At 50.5% G+C, this 16374-nt stretch carries 20 protein-coding genes; 13 read left to right on the forward strand and 7 right to left on the reverse strand.

Annotated elements, in window-relative coordinates; translation table 11 throughout:
- Positions 1–115 precede the first annotated feature (115 nt).
- On the reverse strand, positions 116–343 hold the full coding sequence (locus H6G21_RS18335; RefSeq protein WP_190574855.1) for a hypothetical protein: 228 nt from the start codon (positions 341–343) through the stop codon (positions 116–118).
- Between H6G21_RS18335 and H6G21_RS18340 the strand changes: the two genes are divergently transcribed.
- From H6G21_RS18340 to H6G21_RS18360, 5 genes are all read left to right on the forward strand, one after another.
- Positions 342–608, forward strand: coding sequence for a DUF2281 domain-containing protein (locus H6G21_RS18340; RefSeq protein WP_190574856.1), 267 nt, complete (start codon positions 342–344; stop codon positions 606–608). The two genes, H6G21_RS18335 and H6G21_RS18340, sit on opposite strands and share 2 nt — an antisense overlap.
- 2 nt (positions 609–610) lie before the next feature.
- Positions 611–1057: a type II toxin-antitoxin system VapC family toxin gene (locus H6G21_RS18345; protein WP_190574857.1), complete on the forward strand. Its 447-nt coding sequence runs from the start codon at positions 611–613 to the stop codon at positions 1055–1057.
- 139 nt (positions 1058–1196) lie between these two features.
- Entirely contained in the window at positions 1197–1445 is a 249-nt protein-coding gene (locus H6G21_RS18350; protein ID WP_190574858.1) for a type II toxin-antitoxin system ParD family antitoxin, read from the forward strand.
- Complete coding sequence (locus H6G21_RS18355; protein ID WP_190574859.1) at positions 1442–1729, forward strand: type II toxin-antitoxin system RelE/ParE family toxin; 288 nt, start codon at positions 1442–1444, stop codon at positions 1727–1729. Before H6G21_RS18350 ends, H6G21_RS18355 begins: the two co-directional genes overlap by 4 nt.
- 143 nt (positions 1730–1872) lie before the next feature.
- Positions 1873–2130 carry a hypothetical protein gene (locus H6G21_RS18360; RefSeq protein ID WP_190574860.1) on the forward strand — a complete coding sequence of 86 codons (258 nt, stop codon included), beginning with the start codon at positions 1873–1875 and terminating at the stop codon, positions 2128–2130.
- 101 nt (positions 2131–2231) lie between these two features.
- Here H6G21_RS18360 and H6G21_RS18365 read toward each other — a convergent pair whose 3' ends face one another.
- Positions 2232–2585 carry a hypothetical protein gene (locus H6G21_RS18365; RefSeq protein WP_190574861.1) on the reverse strand — a complete coding sequence of 118 codons (354 nt, stop codon included), beginning with the start codon at positions 2583–2585 and terminating at the stop codon, positions 2232–2234.
- Complete coding sequence (locus H6G21_RS18370; RefSeq protein WP_190574862.1) at positions 2576–2920, reverse strand: DUF5674 family protein; 345 nt, start codon at positions 2918–2920, stop codon at positions 2576–2578. Before H6G21_RS18370 ends, H6G21_RS18365 begins: the two co-directional genes overlap by 10 nt.
- A gap of 410 nt (positions 2921–3330) precedes the next feature.
- Between H6G21_RS18370 and H6G21_RS18375 the strand changes: the two genes are divergently transcribed.
- Entirely contained in the window at positions 3331–3549 is a 219-nt protein-coding gene (locus H6G21_RS18375; RefSeq protein WP_190574863.1) for a hypothetical protein, read from the forward strand.
- Positions 3550–3640: 91 nt separating this feature from the next.
- Here the strand turns inward: H6G21_RS18375 and H6G21_RS18380 are convergent, their stop codons facing one another.
- Both H6G21_RS18380 and glnA read right to left on the reverse strand, forming a co-directional pair.
- Complete coding sequence (locus H6G21_RS18380) at positions 3641–5248, reverse strand: radical SAM protein (protein WP_190574864.1); 1608 nt, start codon at positions 5246–5248, stop codon at positions 3641–3643.
- Positions 5249–5446: 198 nt separating this feature from the next.
- On the reverse strand, positions 5447–6865 hold the full coding sequence (glnA, locus tag H6G21_RS18385) for a type I glutamate--ammonia ligase (protein WP_190574865.1): 1419 nt from the start codon (positions 6863–6865) through the stop codon (positions 5447–5449).
- A gap of 1049 nt (positions 6866–7914) precedes the next feature.
- On the opposite strand from glnA, the gene apcB reads away from it, so the two are divergent.
- On the forward strand, positions 7915–8424 hold the full coding sequence (gene apcB, locus H6G21_RS18390; RefSeq protein ID WP_190574866.1) for an allophycocyanin subunit beta: 510 nt from the start codon (positions 7915–7917) through the stop codon (positions 8422–8424).
- Between the two features lie 256 nt (positions 8425–8680).
- Here apcB and H6G21_RS18395 read toward each other — a convergent pair whose 3' ends face one another.
- Both H6G21_RS18395 and H6G21_RS18400 read right to left on the reverse strand, forming a co-directional pair.
- Positions 8681–9280, reverse strand: coding sequence for a hypothetical protein (locus tag H6G21_RS18395; protein ID WP_190574867.1), 600 nt, complete (start codon positions 9278–9280; stop codon positions 8681–8683).
- 81 nt (positions 9281–9361) lie between these two features.
- Positions 9362–10576, reverse strand: coding sequence for a DUF2252 family protein (locus H6G21_RS18400; RefSeq protein WP_190574868.1), 1215 nt, complete (start codon positions 10574–10576; stop codon positions 9362–9364).
- A 158-nt stretch (positions 10577–10734) separates the two neighbouring features.
- On the opposite strand from H6G21_RS18400, the gene ffh reads away from it, so the two are divergent.
- From ffh to H6G21_RS18430, 6 genes are all read left to right on the forward strand, one after another.
- Positions 10735–12207, forward strand: coding sequence for a signal recognition particle protein (gene ffh, locus H6G21_RS18405; RefSeq protein WP_190574869.1), 1473 nt, complete (start codon positions 10735–10737; stop codon positions 12205–12207).
- A gap of 181 nt (positions 12208–12388) precedes the next feature.
- A complete protein-coding gene (gene rpsP / locus H6G21_RS18410; RefSeq protein WP_190574870.1) occupies positions 12389–12628 on the forward strand; it encodes a 30S ribosomal protein S16 in 240 nt (79 codons plus the stop codon).
- Between the two features lie 43 nt (positions 12629–12671).
- Positions 12672–13025 carry a KH domain-containing protein gene (locus H6G21_RS18415; RefSeq protein ID WP_190574871.1) on the forward strand — a complete coding sequence of 118 codons (354 nt, stop codon included), beginning with the start codon at positions 12672–12674 and terminating at the stop codon, positions 13023–13025.
- Positions 13026–13223: 198 nt separating this feature from the next.
- Complete coding sequence (rpsU, locus tag H6G21_RS18420) at positions 13224–13397, forward strand: 30S ribosomal protein S21 (protein ID WP_190574872.1); 174 nt, start codon at positions 13224–13226, stop codon at positions 13395–13397.
- Between the two features lie 221 nt (positions 13398–13618).
- Positions 13619–14575, forward strand: a complete 957-nt coding sequence (locus H6G21_RS18425; RefSeq protein WP_190574873.1) for a PhoH family protein — start codon at positions 13619–13621, stop codon at positions 14573–14575.
- A gap of 164 nt (positions 14576–14739) precedes the next feature.
- Positions 14740–15867 (forward strand): class I SAM-dependent methyltransferase, encoded by a 1128-nt coding sequence (locus H6G21_RS18430; protein WP_190574874.1) that lies wholly within the window; start codon positions 14740–14742, stop codon positions 15865–15867.
- Positions 15868–16374: the final 507 nt, after the last annotated feature.

A 16374-nucleotide genomic window follows, 5' to 3' on the forward strand; every position in this document is an offset into this window, starting at 1 on the left:
TATCATACCTCCCCCGCCTCCCCCTCGCTTCCCTTCCGCGCACCGACTGGCAAGCCTACCTGCACCTGCTAGCCCACCGCACAAGGGCAGCCCTGCTGGGTGATTTAGTGACGCTTTATCCCGCAATTTTACACCTAGGCGGTGAAGGCGCAATGAGGGGAATTGTGGAAGAGATGAAGCGGATTTGTGGGCAATGGCCGTAGGGGGAAGGCGGAAGTAGGAACGCTGAAGGCGGAATAGGGGGATGGGAAGTCCGGGGGAGGCGATTCTTGGGGTAGAGGTTAGGCACGGGAGGATGCGCTAGACTGGAGACATCTAGCCGATCGATTCGGGTAAGCCCCATGACTCTGAAAGAAACCTTACTGCAAGAACTCGAAACCGCTGATGAAGAATTGATCACAGCAGCGATCGAATGGGTACGATCGCGCAAACATCAAACCGCACTGCCACCTGCCAGTGGTGTCCCAATTCAGCGTGGGGCAAAACTGGGTGACTTACTTGAATTTGCGGGCACTTGGGCGGGTGAAGATTTAGCCGATTGTTTAGAAAACGTCTATGCCACCCGCAGTAAAACCGATTTTAGCGCTGCTCCCCAACCCTTCGAGTAACGATGTATCTGCTTGACACCAACCATTGCAGCCAGATTATTGCAGGCGATCGGCAAGTGATTCAGGAAATTCTCAGCCGTCGTAATGAAGGCGTTGCAATTAGTGTTATTGTCCAAGGTGAGCTGCGTTTCATGGCCGAACATTCCGCTCAAAGAACTGAAAATCTAAATCAGATTCAAGGCTTTCTGGAACGATTTGATCTGTATCCGATTAGTGCGGATATCAGTAATACCTATGCCTCACTCAAAGCTTCACTGCTCAGGACGTTTGGGCCAAAAGATCAAGCTCAGCGCCGTAAAACACGAATTCAAACAATTGGTTTTGATGATAACGATCTGTGGATTGCGGCTACAGCGATTCAGCATCAGCTTATTTTGGTTTCGGCGGACAGTGATTTCGATCGAATGCAGCAAGTCTCAACACTACGGGTTGAATCCTGGATAATGTAAGTTCTTAAGGCTCCACCTGCTAGCCCAGCGCACACAGGCAGCCCTGATGGGGGATTTGGCAACACTTTACGCAGCGATTTTACACCTAGATGGAGAAGTTAGAATAGAGGCAGGCTAACGTGATTTATAAGAGACTGAGATGAATATTACCTTGAGACCCGAACAACAAGCATTTCTTCAGACACAGCTCGAATCCGGTGCATACATCAACCCAGACGATCTCATTAACGATGCGATCGCCCTTCTCGCAGCCAAGCACCAAAAACTACGCGAACTCCAACAAATGATTGAGATTGGGACTGAACAAATTCAACGCGGAGAAGTCACTGACGGGGAACAAGTCTTTGATCGGTTACAAACTCAGTATGGCTTTTCCACGGAATCATGAATACCTATTCATTCTCCGCAGAAGCCATTCGGGACTTAGAGTCTATTTGCCAGTATATTTCTCAAAACAACGACTGGGCCGCCAGCAAAACGTTTGATGCAATCCGAAAAAAGGCAAAGCTCCTCGCTCAATTTCCTAGTATGGGTAAGGCATACAATCAACTCGCTCCCAATCTCAGAGGTGCCCCTGTAGAAGACTACCTGATTTTTTATTATCCCAGGCCAGACGGTATTGATATTGTGAGAATCATAAGTGGCTATCGAGATCTAGAACAACTTTTCTAGAAGAAATTGAATCTAGAAAAAACGAAGTACCAGGCAGCAATCATAGTCCTGAAGCAAAACCGTCTTCAGAAAATCAACAAAATAGATGACGCATTTTAGCAGAGGTTAGAATAGAGCAGTCGATCGCTTGAGGGAGAATCATTATGACGATTCAGGAACTAGAGCAAGAACTGCTTATGCTCGATCGTAACGAACGGATTCGACTCATTCAGGTCATTGCCCAAAGCTTAGCTCTCCCATCTCAAGACGTTGACGAAGCCTCCACCCAAAAAATGACCATCGTAGACGCGATCGACGAAGTTCGTCGAAATATATCGCCGGAAGAACTCGACCCCAACGCCGAGGATATTTGGGCAACCATCCGAGATCAAACCCCAGTAAACCAAGAACCTCGGTGGTAAATCATGCACTATCTTCTCTATACCAATATTCTGGCGGAACCCAGCAAACTCCAACCTAATCAAAACGTACTCGATCGATAACGTTGAGTACTACCTGGATATTACATTGCATAAACCTGTAATCGATCGCACCACTGTTGCGCTTTCGTAGCCAAAGAAATCCGATCTTCAGCACTTGTCCAACGCTTTTCCCAATCTAATTTCCAATCACTCAGTTCCCGCTGAAGATTAACTAATTCTGTCGCAATACTAATCTCCGTTTCAAGGTCGATCGTTGGTACTGTCCATTCAATAAAAAACTGACTTTCTCTGACCAAATGCTTTGCAACCTGCCCATCATCAATACTATTCGCCAAAGTCTGAATACGAGTTAAATTCAGCGTAATACTTTCTAATTGCGCAGCGCGATCGGATTGGAGATAGCGTTGTTTTAAGGTGTCCCAATTTATTGCCATTGCACACCACCCAAAAAACGATAAATAATATCATTCACTTTAGATCGAATGATTGGATCTTGAATTTCCATCGATCGATTATTGGCACTGGGTCGAATGTTGATAATTGATTCATGCCCAACGGTCTGGTTAAACGGATACCAATCAGCACCCCAAAGGTCAGTCTGACGGCTACCATTTTTTAGCAAGACTTGTTCACAGTCTGCATGTAGCTCTCCACCTCCCGCCAAAATATTGCGATCGATGTCCGCTACCAACTTAACATAAACCCCCAAGACTTCGAGCATCGCCCGCATTTGTTCAGGGGTGGCACGACTATGCAGGATGAGAATCATACCGTTCACGACTGATCAAAATTTTTATCCTAACCCAGCCATGACCCTTCCGCATCCTGCTCACGCACCTCACCTCGCCGTTGCCAGATGCCACATTACTAAACATCACAACCTTGCAAACAATCGCAAAATAGTTGACAGCGCCTCAGTTTACCCCTAGGCTTAGTTTTCATAGCTGAATGCAACCGTGTGCATCAAGTCCCGATTGAATCAGCTACGACCCCAAAAATTAAGGCGCTGCCCCAGTTGCTTGCAACAACGTAAGGCAGCTAAACCCCGAAGCTGATAACGGCAGCTAGGCGGTCTGACACGGATTGTAACATTCGATCGGGCCACCCTACTTGTCCTGCGCAAAAGGGTGGCTTTAATTTTTGGGATTTCCTCCCATCACCCCACTTAGGAGAAATCCCATGTTCATTGGCATGAGCGACCACGATCGCCCGATCGACGACGCCCGCAGACCGCTCCAGTTCTACCTTCTCGGCACCCGCGAAGAAATCCAAGCCACCATCAATCAACTGCAAGTCCTGCACTTTTGCGAACGCATTCGCTGGAGTCCCCCCATCCCCGTCCTCGGCTCCGATTGGAAATACATCAGCATGATGGAACGAGATCGGATCTTGGAGTAAAGACGATCGACGCTAAAAACCGGGATTTTTTGAAAATCCCGGTTTTTGAAGTGGTGGATGGATTGCAGAACCTAACTTTTGGGCATCGGCATTAAAAATACGATCGCGCCATTTCCAAATGCTTCTGCAACGTCCCGATCGGCAACGGCCCCTGCAAATGACTCCAAGGCAACACCCGATCGATCGGCCACTGGTCGTACACATAAAAATCCAAATCCGGCAACTGACCTTTCAACTCCTTAAAAGCCCGCCGATAACTGCCCAACGTATCCCCATAATGCCGCACCAACGCCAAAAGCTGCGACAACCGTCGATCGCCCCGTGACAACAACGTTTGAATTACCGACCAATTGAAACTCTCAGGCCGAAACTCAATGCCCTGGGGTCGCAATTGCTTCTGCAAAAACTGTAAACGCTTCTCCGCCTGCTTATTGACCCCATACCACTGAAACGGCGTATGGGCCTTGGGCACAAACGTGCTACAACCCCAAGTCAGCCGTAATCCCGGAGCCGCTTTTTTCAACGCCTTCAGCATTGCAACCGTTTGTTCCACATCATCCAATTCTTCACTGGGAATTCCCACCATTCCATAGAGCTTAATGTTACTTAAACCACCCGCTTTAGCATTGATGCCCGCATTGATAATTTCATCATTCGTCAGCTTTTTATTCACCACATTACGAATGCGATCGCTGCCACTTTCCACCGCGATCGTGATCGATCGGGTATCATGCTTCACCAACGTTTCTGCCAACTTTTCCGTAACCGTATTCGTCCTCACAGACGCAATACTTAGCCGAACATCATCGTACTGGGACTGATTCAAATAATCCAACAGCAAATCAAACTCTGGATGTTGCGTCACCGATGCACCCAGCAATCCTAAACGATTCGTAACCGCCAATCCTTGCTGAATCGCTGGAATCAACGACTCTTCTAAACTGGCAGGCCGAAACGGCAACGTCAGATAACTGGCAAGGCAGAAGCGACACATCTCTGGACAACTGCGCACCACCTCCACCATAAAGATGTTTTCCCAGGCCGCCTTCTCCGTCACGACACTGGACACCGATAATGTATTGCCCCGATAGGTCTGCTTTTGCACCTGCGCCGGCACGATCGCCTCGATCGGTGCAATCCCTAAAACCGCACCATCCGCACCATCGTAGGTCACCTCATACAAACTCGGCACATAAATTCCCGGTACCTGCGCCAAATACTTCAGTTGCGTCGCCCGATCGGCATGGCGCACTTCTTGATAAGCGTTAATAAACGCATCCAACAAAATCTCCCCATCGCCCAACAGCACCACATCAAAAAAGTCCGCAAAGGGTTCCGGATTAGCCGTCAGAACCGGCCCCCCCCCAAAGACGATCGGATGGGAATCGGTGCGATCGCGACTCCAAATGGGAATCTGCAACTGCTCCAGCATCGCCAGAATATTGACATAGTCCAATTCCCAGGACACCGAAAATCCCAAAATCTCCGGCTGCGTCGGTAATGCCTCATGCAGATCCGTAAACAGCCGACTCACCGCCAAGTCCGATCGGGCCGCCAGCGTTGCCCACACCACCTGGTAACCCAAGCTCGTAATCCCAATCGTGTACTCATTGGGAAACGCAAAAATTAACGGAATAGCATCGGCAGTGGAAGTAGCAGGCGTAAATAATAAACGCTCAGCAGCGAAGGGAGACACCACAGGACAACGGCAGAAAAAACGGCTTATCCAGCGTAACACTTCTGGTCTAAGGCAACGCGCTTTCCCCTAACAACCCATGACAACTAGCGCCAACAATCCATACAACAAGGGCAGGTAAATCTAGGATCTACCTGCCCTTGCTTAATTAATCAATTCCGATCGCAACGATGCAGCGATCGTTAAATTGCCATCTACTGCTTAGCAATCGTAGTAGAGCATGAACTCATAGGGGTGAGGCCGGATTTGAACCGGAATCACTTCCCGATCGAGCTTGTAGCTGATCCAGGATTGGATGAAGTCTTCTGTAAACACGCCACCCGCCGTCAGGTACTCGTGGTCGTTTTCCAGATTCTTCAGCGCTTCTGCCAAGGAACCCGGCGTGGAAGGAACCTTCGCCAATTCTTCCGGAGACAGTTCGTAGATGTCCACATCCAACGGTTCGCCCGGATCGATTTGGTTCTTGATCCCATCAATCCCTGCGCAAACCATCGCAGCAAAGGCCAGGTAGGGGTTGGAGGTTGCGTCGGGGCAACGGAACTCCAAGCGCTTCGCCTTGGGATTGTCACCGGAGAGGGGAATCCGCACGGAAGCAGAACGGTTCCCTTGGGAGTAGGCTAGGTTCACCGGCGCTTCAAACCCAGGCACCAAACGCTTGTAGGAGTTGGTGGTGGGGTTGGTGAAGGCCAGCAAGGAAGGTGCGTGCTTCAGGATACCGCCGATGTACCACAGCGCGTTTTGGCTCAGCCCTGCATACTGGTCACCCGCGAAGGTGTTTTGTCCATCTTTCCAGATGGACTGGTGGCAGTGCATCCCAGAACCGTTGTCGCCAAAGACCGGCTTGGGCATGAAGGTCACGGTCTTGCCGTACTTGCGTGCCACATTCTTAATGACGTACTTGTAGGTCATCAACCAGTCAGCCGCTTGGATCAGGGTACCGAACCGGAAGCCCAATTCGCACTGGCCGCCCGTTGCCACTTCGTGGTGGTGTTTTTCGATCGGCACACCCAGCTTCTTCATCAGCAACAGCATCTCAGACCGCATGTCTTGAGAGGTGTCGGTGGGCGCAACGGGGAAGTAACCTTCTTTGTTCCGAGGCTTGTACGCCAAGTTACCGCCGGGCTCCTGGCGACCAGAGTTCCAAATCCCTTCAGAGCTATCTACGTGGTAGTAGCCTTCATGCTGGTTTTGGTCGTAACGGACATCATCAAAAATGAAGAATTCAGCTTCTGGCCCGAAGAAAATCGTATCGCCGAAACCAGCTGCTTGCACGTAATCTACAGCCTTTTGCGCGATCGATCGTGGGTCACGGCTATAGGCTTGGCCAGTCCGGGGCTCCTTAATCGAGCAGATCAGGCTGAGGGTGGGCACTTCCATGAACGGATCGATCCACGCAGTGCTGGGATCGGGCACCATCATCATGTCCGACTCGTTGATGGACTTCCAACCCCGAATACTAGAACCATCGAAGGGCACGCCCAGTGTAAAGCTGCTCTCATCAATTTGGTCGTAGTGCAGGGTAAGGTGCTGCCAAATCCCTGGGGTGTCGATAAATTTCAGATCGACTAATTCGATTTTCCCTTCGCCCAGTTGCGCCAGGATCTCCTGCGGGGTGGCCATGAAATACTCCTTGAAATCGTTCGTATCTTGCTCAATTTAGCGATGACGTGCGTCTTCGAAATGCATCGACCTCTGGAACGCACAGACAAATTCAGCCCAGCTAGCTATCACCCGTTCCACCATCGCAGTGAGTGAGTAACAACGCTTGGGGAACTTGGGTAGAACTTTTCGCCCCAATCGGACAGAGTGACTAACTTTTTAGGAAGTTTAAACATCAGACCCTACAAGAGATTCGTAAGTCTTCGGATTTAAACAACCGCATCATGAATCTCTAAAGGAAGAAAAATTTGCAGCTGCGACTCTTCCTGAAGATAGACGCTTTTAATCACCTGCATCATCCTATGGACTTGACTCCCTGTATTTTGTAGCAAAGTATACCAAATACAAGATTCTCTCTAAATTTAAGACAAGCTTTGGGATTCCCTTAAAAAGCCGGGTCTTTTTCAAGATTTTGTCTGGATCTACATTTTTCGCAACTTCATTTTTCGCAACTTAAATCTTTCACAACTTAAGGCGAGATGCGATTCAAGGGCGATCGATCTTAAGGCTCGATTCTTGCAGGGAGCAATTCTGTCTAGGAAGGCCCCTTGCGCTCTGGCCCTTTGGCGCTCTGCCCCCAACACTCTGCCCCCCAACACTCTGCCCCCCAACGCTCTGACCCCCAACGCTCTGACCAATAACGCTCCTGCATCCCGAAGGCTAGCAGAGGTGGCCACAGCCGTGACAATCTAGCTTAATATAATTAAATCTTATAGCCATGTCTAGCGCATCTTATAACTCAACCTTAAACTGTCAGGGCTAACCTGCCCTCCAACCGCAGAGGTCGTGAATCGTAAAAAAGCAGCGGCCTGAATCGTAACGTTTAGTAAACAGTATTAGGAGGGGGCTCCCCTTACCTCCAACCTCACGTGATAAACTGACCCTTAATTACTTGCTGATTAGTAGCTCAGCTTCTTGCTGTGGGTTGAGCTGAGGGTTCTCAACCACCTTCTTAAAGAAAGGTTGCAATCGATAAATCTGTATTTGGGATCATTCGGGAGAAGAGTTTCATGCGGGACGCAGTAACAAGCCTGATTAGAAACTACGACATTACAGGGCGATATTTCGATCGAACCGCGATCGAAAGCCTCAAGGCTTATTTCGATACGGGTATGGCGCGGGTTCAGGCTGCTGCCGTCATCAACTCCAATCCATCGGCGATCGTCAAACAGGCGGCCTCTCAACTGTTTGAAGAAGTGCCTGAACTGATTCGCCCCAGCGGGAATGCCTACACCACCCGCCGCTATGCTGCCTGCCTGCGGGATATGGACTACTACCTGCGCTATGCCAGCTATGCCTTGGTTGCGGGGGACAGCGATGTCCTAGATGAACGGGTTCTGGAAGGGCTCCGGGAAACCTATAACTCCCTAGATGTCCCCGTCGGCCCCACGGTACGCGGCATCCAGATCATGAAGGACATCGTGCGGGAACAAGTGGCTGCGGCTGGGATCAGCCCCGCTAGCATTGTGGACGAGCCCTTCGAATACATGGCCCGTTCCCTGGCTGAGAAAAATATCTAGGGAAGAACAATACTAGGTGGAAAGACGATCTCAGGGAGAACAACAGCACCATTGCTCCCCAAGGCTCACCACCTAGGCATCCCACAGGAAAAGCTGGATCTAGAACTAGATCCAGCTTTTTGCGTCATGGTTGTGTCATGGTTGCATCATGATTGACGGTGCTATGCCGTTACCGTCCGGGGTGATCGTCTCTATTGGCCGTCCTGCAACCTCACACCACGATCGAAGTCACCTCCCATTCACCCTAGGCGTGCAACTAGGTGAGCACCTGGGCATCCGGTTCCCAAACCCAAACGGAATAACCATAGGAATTTTCAGTAATCAATGCCTGGTTCCCTCGTGAAATCAATCGCTGGGCCAGGGACTGCGCTTGGGCCATATCCCGTACCATGCGTAGGAGACTGTAGTACTGATTCGCGTAAACCAGTCCTGTCAAAGGCTTGTCTAAATCCGGCACTTGGATTTGGCAGGGGCGATAGTTCCCATTCACACCCAGAACGGCGACTGGATCAGAAGAAACACGATCGCCCCTCCGCTTAGGCTGACGCAGCACCGGCTGAGCATCCAGTTCATGGATCCAAAGGGAAACACCTCGGGGAATTTCCACCATAACCAGCGAATTTCCCTTATTCAGCAACTTCGCAGCTAATTGCTCGGCCCGGGAACGATCGGCCACGGTTTTGAAAAAGCTGAAGTAGGCATCTTGATACTCGATCGCCGCGATCGGTTTCGCTTCGTCGGCCAGCGTAACGTAGCAGCTACGGTATTGTTGCCGATTTTGCAGGATGTAGCACTTAGGTTGGTTGGGATTGAGCAAGGGGGAAACGTCGGTTAGGGGGCGCATCTGAAGAGACATGGTAGATGAAAGCAATGTTAAGTTTCTTTACCTTGTCTCCATTGTCTGGATGTAGCCATGGGGGCATAACCGTAGATTTGCTTATCTTGTTAGAGCTCCGGCAGCATACCCATCGCGAAAAACTCCGTAATCCTGCTCAACCTGGGTGGCGTATTGTTCCGCATAGTGCAGAATCTGGGGCTGCCAGTCCGCAGCAGATTGGGCAAACTGGATGAGATCATCGGCGATCGCGCTGCCTTGACGCCCTCCACTCCGCAGTTGGCCCCAGGCAGTCACTTCGGCCATGGTGCGAATCACCTTGGTCAGTTTTTTGACCTTGCCCTGGCTGGCAGTGAGATCAACCTTGTCAGCCGTGGGTTGCAGTTCCCGCAGCGTATAGGATTGCTTGCCATCACTCAGCGCATTGAGCAGGGCTGGGGGGGATTCTTGAAAGCGGGTCTGGAGTGCTACAACGCGCTCAGCTTCAGTAGTCCACTGAGGCTGAAGGGGATTGACGTAGGATTGCAAACTCGACGATCGAGCCGCTTTGAGATCCAAGAGATAACGAGTTTTGGCTGACCCTTGTCCTGCCACCAGAATTAAGTAGCGCTCTACCCCCAAACTGCCGTTGCCTGCAATGCGATGGGCCACGTCCAACACTTCAAAAAACTCGGGATTCGTTTGCGTGGCAGCCCAGGTCTGAATCAAATTACGGATCCGATCGCAGGTTTCCGGGGACACAGGGGTCACTTTATTGGGAATCAAACGGAGACTTTTGCCTTTTTCAGTACGATCGCGCAGAAAATCGGCTCGTTTGCGTTTTCTCAAGCTTTCTAACAGGTCGTCCACCAAGCCCGTTGCTGTTTCGCGGTGAATCGTGCGTGCCTTGCCTGCGGAGATCGCAGCGGTATAGGCGGTGAGAAACGCCTGACAGAGGCAGACGATATCCGGCAGATCTAGCCCCAGGATCTGACCCGCAACCCGAATACTTGTGACAAAGCGGACTAAATCCCAGGTACAGGGAGCCAATATCCCTTCATCAAAGTCGTTGATATCGAAATAAACTAAGCGATCGTCGCCCTTAAAGCTGCCAAAGTTTTGCAGGTGCAGATCGCCGCAAATCCAAACCAGGGGCGCTGCATTGAGTTCGGCGAGAGGAGATGCCGCTGTAGTCGTCAGATCTTCATAGAACAAATGGCAGGTTCCCCGCAGAAAAGCCAACGGATCTTCTGCCATCGCTGCATATTTGCGCTGGACGAGTTCGGGAATCCGTCCCTGGTTGAAGGCTTGAATTCGGGCAATGACCTCGCGCACCATGGGAAGCATTGATAGACGTTTGGTGCCCAGTGTACCCTAGAGTACTAGCCTCTGGAGAATCGCCCCCTGGCTAAGTTGCGCGATCGCCAGATTCTCACAATCAACCTCGATCCAAGACACCCCTAGATCCAAAACACCACTAGATTCAACACACCACTATGTTTGATGCACTTTCCGATCGCTTGGAAGAAGCCTGGAGAAAACTCCGAGGCCAAGACAAAATTTCCGAGGCCAACATTAAAGACGCGCTTCGGGAAGTGCGACGGGCACTGCTAGAGGCGGATGTTAACCTGCAAGTCATTAAAGACTTCGTCGCCGAAGTGGAAGAAAAAGCCCTGGGTGCAGAAGTCATCATGGGGGTACGGCCCGACCAGCAGTTTATTGAAATCGTCTACAACGAACTGCTAGCGGTCATGGGGGAGGCCAATGTCCCCCTCGCTGAAGCTGAGAGCAAACCGACGATCGTCCTCATGGCAGGGCTACAGGGGACGGGGAAAACCACCGCAACGGCCAAGCTGGCTCTACATTTGCGCAAGGAAAATCGCAGTTGCTTACTGGTCGCCACAGATATCTACCGACCAGCGGCGATCGACCAGTTAAAAGCCCTGGGTAAACAAATCAGCGTGCCCGTCTTTGAACTGGGGACGGACGCGAATCCTGTGGAAATTGCCCGCCAAGGGGTGGAAAAAGCCAAGGCCGACGGCGTTGACACCGTGATTATCGACACGGCAGGTCGGTTACAAATTGATGAAACCCTGATGGGCGAGCTGGCCCAAATTAAAGCCACGGTACAGCCCCATGAAGTGCTGTTGGTGGTCGATGCCATGACCGGGCAAGAAGCCGCCAGCTTGACCAAATCTTTCCATGACCAGATTGGGGTTACCGGCGCAATTCTGACCAAAATGGATGGGGATACGCGCGGGGGGGCCGCCCTGTCCGTGCGGCGAATTTCCGGCCAGCCGATCAAATTTATCGGCGTCGGCGAAAAGGTAGAAGCCCTACAACCCTTCTACCCCGATCGCATGGCCTCCCGCATCCTGGGCATGGGGGACGTGCTGACCTTGGTGGAAAAGGCGCGGGAAGAAATTGATCTCTCCGAAGCCGAAAAACTCCAGGAAAAAATCCTCGAAGCCAAGTTCGACTTTAGCGACTTCCTCAAACAAACCCGGCTGTTGAAAAACATGGGTTCCCTCGGGGGGGTCATGAAGCTGATCCCAGGGCTGAACAAAATGGTCAACGAAGACCAACTGCGCCAGGGCGAACAGCAGTTGAAAAAGGCTGAGGCCATGATTGGCTCCATGACCCTAGAGGAACGACGCGATCCCGACCTGTTGGCCAATAACCCCAGCCGCCGCAAACGCATTGCCAAGGGCTCCGGCCATACGGAAAAGGATGTTTCCGACCTGGTGGCCAACTTCCAAAAAATGCGGGCCTTGATGCAGCAGATGGGCCGGGGTGGGATGCCCGGAATGGGGGGATTCCCCGGAATGGGGATGCCCGGAATGACCGGGGGAATGCCTACGGGGAATCCCTACCGCCCCCAACCCGGTTTCCGTGGCTACCAGGGCGGCTACCAGCAGCCTAAAAAAGGCAAAAAGGACAAGAAGAAAAAAGGCTTTGGCACACTGTAGTCCGATCGGAAATGCCTGCCCCCCGTGACGAATGCTCAGGAATGGTCTAGAATCATAGACTGGCGATGAGCTATTCCCTACGAGCTGTTGATGTTGAGTCCGGCGATCGGTTGGGTTTGCTCGATTCTTCGCTGATTGCTTGTTTTTCGATGAACCATCACAGGAGTCAACTTTTCTAGACATGCTCAAACTGCGATTAAAGCGCTTTGGTAAGAAGCGTGGGGCTAGCTATCGTATCGTTGTGGCCCCCAGCACCTCCCGTCGGGATGGCCGTCCCATTGCTGAAGTGGGCTTCTATGATCCCCGCGCCAACGAAACCCGGCTGAACGAAGAAGCCATTTCCGATTGGTTGAAGAAAGGGGTACAACCCACGGATACCGTGCGGGGCATCCTCACGAAAGCGAATCTTTTGAGTAAGTAACCCCATCGCTGTTACCGAATCACCTAGTCACCGGATTATCTTGATGGCACAGGCTGCTACGCTTCCTCAAACCCCATCCGTTGCGCCGGATTATGCAGAACTCACCCGGTTTCTGTTGAAGCCGTTTTTAGATCACCCCGATTTGCTTCGAGTTGATTGTGAAATTTCTGCGGCAAAGGCGAGGGTTTGGGTGCGGGTTGCTTTCCATGAAGACGATCGGGGACGAGCTTTTGGTCGTGGGGGACGCAATGTCCAAGCGATTCGAAGGGTTTTGGATGGCATTGCCCAAGCTGCAAACCAAACGATTCGGTTTGAGGTGTATGGTGGCCAGCCTCAGGAAAATGAGCGATCGATGCCTCAACGACGTTCTTCAAAGCCTTACCGGGACAAGTCATGATGCTGACCGGCCTTAAGATGCGGGTCAGTTAGGTTGACAAACAAATTTCAGTTCCATCTCAATGTTAAAAATTGCAACAGATGCGCTCGTAAAGTGATCAAGTTTCAATTTTTCATTTTGAATTCTTAATTGGTCTGAAACCGTTTTGCTTAGCTATTCATGGTTTTTCTTTGAAAGACTTTAAGGAGGTGAAACAGTATGGCTGAAATTCGTTTAGGTGAAAACGAGTCCATCGAATCTGCTCTGCGCCGCTTTAAGAAAAAAATTCAACGAGCTGGCATTTTGTCTGAGGTCAAGCGTCGTGAGCGCTACGAGAAGCCTAGCCTCCGTCGCAAGCGTAAGTTGGAAGCCTCCCGTAAGCATCGTCCCTAGAGTCATCTCTAGCGTGCTTTGTGATTTACCAACGCCTGCTTGGATTGAAATTGCATAAGATAAAAGAACACCCAGAAGGTTCACTTCGGGTGTTTTTTACTTAGCCCTAGTTAGAGCCACCTCGGTTAGAGCCACCTCGGTTAGAGCTACCTCGGTTACAGTTGCCTTGATGGCATTCACTTGAGTCGCATTACTCTACAGAGACATCACCCCCCGATCCTATGCCCGAAATCTTGACCTTTCCCCTGCCCAGTATTGAAAGCGCGATCGCCTTGGCTGGCGATCAAGAGAGCAATTTGAAACTGATTGGACGGCAAACGGGCACAACCCTGGTTTTACGAGGGCAGGAAATCATGATTTCTGGAACAGCCAGTCAAATTACACGGGTTCAGAAAATTTTTAGTGCCCTAGAATTTGGTTGGAAAGTTGGCCAATCCATTTCTGAAGTGGATATTAAAACAGCAATTCATGCCCTCGATACCCACCAGGAAGAAGCCTTTCAAGCGATCCAAGCGGATGGGCTGGCCCGCAATCGTCGGGGGGATGTGATTCGTGCCAAGACCTTTAAGCAACGCCAATACGTGGAAGCGGTGCGGAAGCATAGTTTAACCTTTGGCATTGGGCCTGCGGGAACCGGAAAAACCTATCTGGCAGCGGTTTTAGCAATCCAAGCTTTGTTGAATAACGAATATGAGCGGTTAATCCTAACCCGGCCAGCGGTGGAAGCGGGGGAAAAGTTGGGCTTCCTGCCAGGAGATTTGCAACAGAAGGTCAATCCCTATCTGCGTCCCCTGTACGATGCCCTGTATGAATTTGTCGATCCTGAGAAAATTACCAACTTGATGGAACGGCAGGTGATCGAAATTGCCCCGATCGCCTATATGCGGGGACGTACGCTGAGCAATGCCTTTGTGATTGTGGACGAGGCGCAAAACACAACGCCAGCACAAATGAAAATGCTACTGACGCGGCTAGGGTTCAAGTCGAAGATGGTGGTTACGGGCGATTTAACCCAAACGGATCTGCCGCCAAACCAGGCATCGGGGCTCCAAATTGCTGAGAAAATTCTACGATCGGTGGAAGGCATTGAGTTCTGCTATTTCTCCAAAGCCGATGTAATCCGCCATCCCCTTGTCCAGCGGATTGTGGAAGCCTACGAAATTTATGAGCATCAATAGTGCTGGAATAGTGTTTGATTTATGAGTACCAATAGTGCTGAGATGAGCGCTAAAGTGCGCGGTTAGAGAGATTTGCAGAGACTATCACCTTAATTTTTGCGATAAATTATGAAGATTCGTTACGCTAGGTAACAGTTGATTGCGATTTGTCGCGACGGTGAACGATGTCTACTCCTTTAACCCCATCTGATCCCCTAACCAAACTGGCTTACCAAGCACTGCAACAGACTAAAAGTGTGTTTGGACTGACCCACAAAACCCTCAGTACCCGAGTTTTGAACGCGATCTCGCCCACTGGGATCATTGCACCCAAGCGGGACTCCGCCGCCAAACCCCTGAGCCCTGAGTTATTTGCCAAGATCAAGCAACGGGTTGATCAATTGCAGGCGATCGACTGGCAGGATGCGGAAGAAGGCATTTATCCCAAGGAACTGCTCTTCGATCATCCCTGGGGCGATTTTCTGCGGTTCTATCCCTTGGTCTGTTTGGATTCAGTACAGATTTGGAATCGCGCCAATCAACAGCAATTTCAAGACTTTTCACCCAGCGTCGATACCAGCGGCTATCCCCAGTACTACGTGCGCAATTTCCATCATCAAACCGATGGGTATTTCAGTGATTTCTCCGCCAATGTTTACGACTTACAAGTCGAACTGCTGTTTAACGGCTCTGCCGATGCCATGCGTCGCCGGATTCTTGCGCCATTACGCACCAGTTTGCAAGCCTTGAGTGATGTTGCGCCGAAGGCCGTCAAAATCCTGGATGTGGCCTGCGGGACGGGACGAACTCTGCGCATGATGAGGGGAATGTTGCCTCAGGCTTCGCTCTACGGCACGGATCTTTCTCCTGCCTATCTACGCAAGGCCAATCAGGTGTTATCCGAGTTGCCGGGAGAGTTGCCGCAACTTACCCAGAGTAATGCGGAGGAATTGCCCTATGTGGAGAATTACTTCCATGCCGTTACCTGTGTGTTTCTTTTCCATGAATTGCCTGCGCCAGTGCGCCAGAAGGTAATTGACCAGTGTTTTCGAGTCGTAAAGCCCGGTGGATCTTTCATCATTTGTGATTCCATTCAAATGAGTGATTCTCCAGAATTGGTTCCTGTGATGGAGAATTTTGCAGAGAATTTCCATGAGCCTTTCTACAGGAATTATATTCAGGATGACATCAGCGATCGCCTACATAGTGCCGGATTTGTAGAGATTACTGAACAAGTTCATTTTATGAGTAAGTATTGGATTGCTAAGAAACCGATGACGCCAATGCCAGCTTCTAGCCATACCAGCTTCTAACATTGTTGATACTGAAGGCTGAGCGATCGCCGATCGCGCTGCTGTATGTGGATAGGAATGTGGATAGGATTTATTGGATCAGCCGATGAAATTATGATTTCAACAGGCCATACATTCACATATTAAGTCGAGATCGGCCGCGGCAGTCGTAAAAGCGTAGGTGCCCCACAGGTTGCTTGGGTAAGGTTGCAACCTGTAGGAGCCTCACTCAAATTAGAACCCCAATCAAGGGAGGTATATGAATATCGATCATTGCACTACTCCCATGCCGACCGATCTTGAGTCAAGAGAAGGGGCATTGATCTCATTGTTTTTTTGAGATTAGGCAGGGAGCATTGTCAGATTTCATGAAAATATACTTTTTGTGATTGGGCTATGTCTACGGTGGACCCCAAAAACTGGACAGGTAGTTAAGCTCTGAAAACTCAAACTGTGATAGGAGTATTTCATGGGCAATAAACGCAAACAATACAGCGCCGACTTCAAAGCCAAAGTAGCCTTAGCGGC

The sequence above is a fragment of the Alkalinema sp. FACHB-956 genome (genome assembly GCF_014697025.1).
Classification (GTDB): domain Bacteria; phylum Cyanobacteriota; class Cyanobacteriia; order Leptolyngbyales; family Leptolyngbyaceae; genus Alkalinema.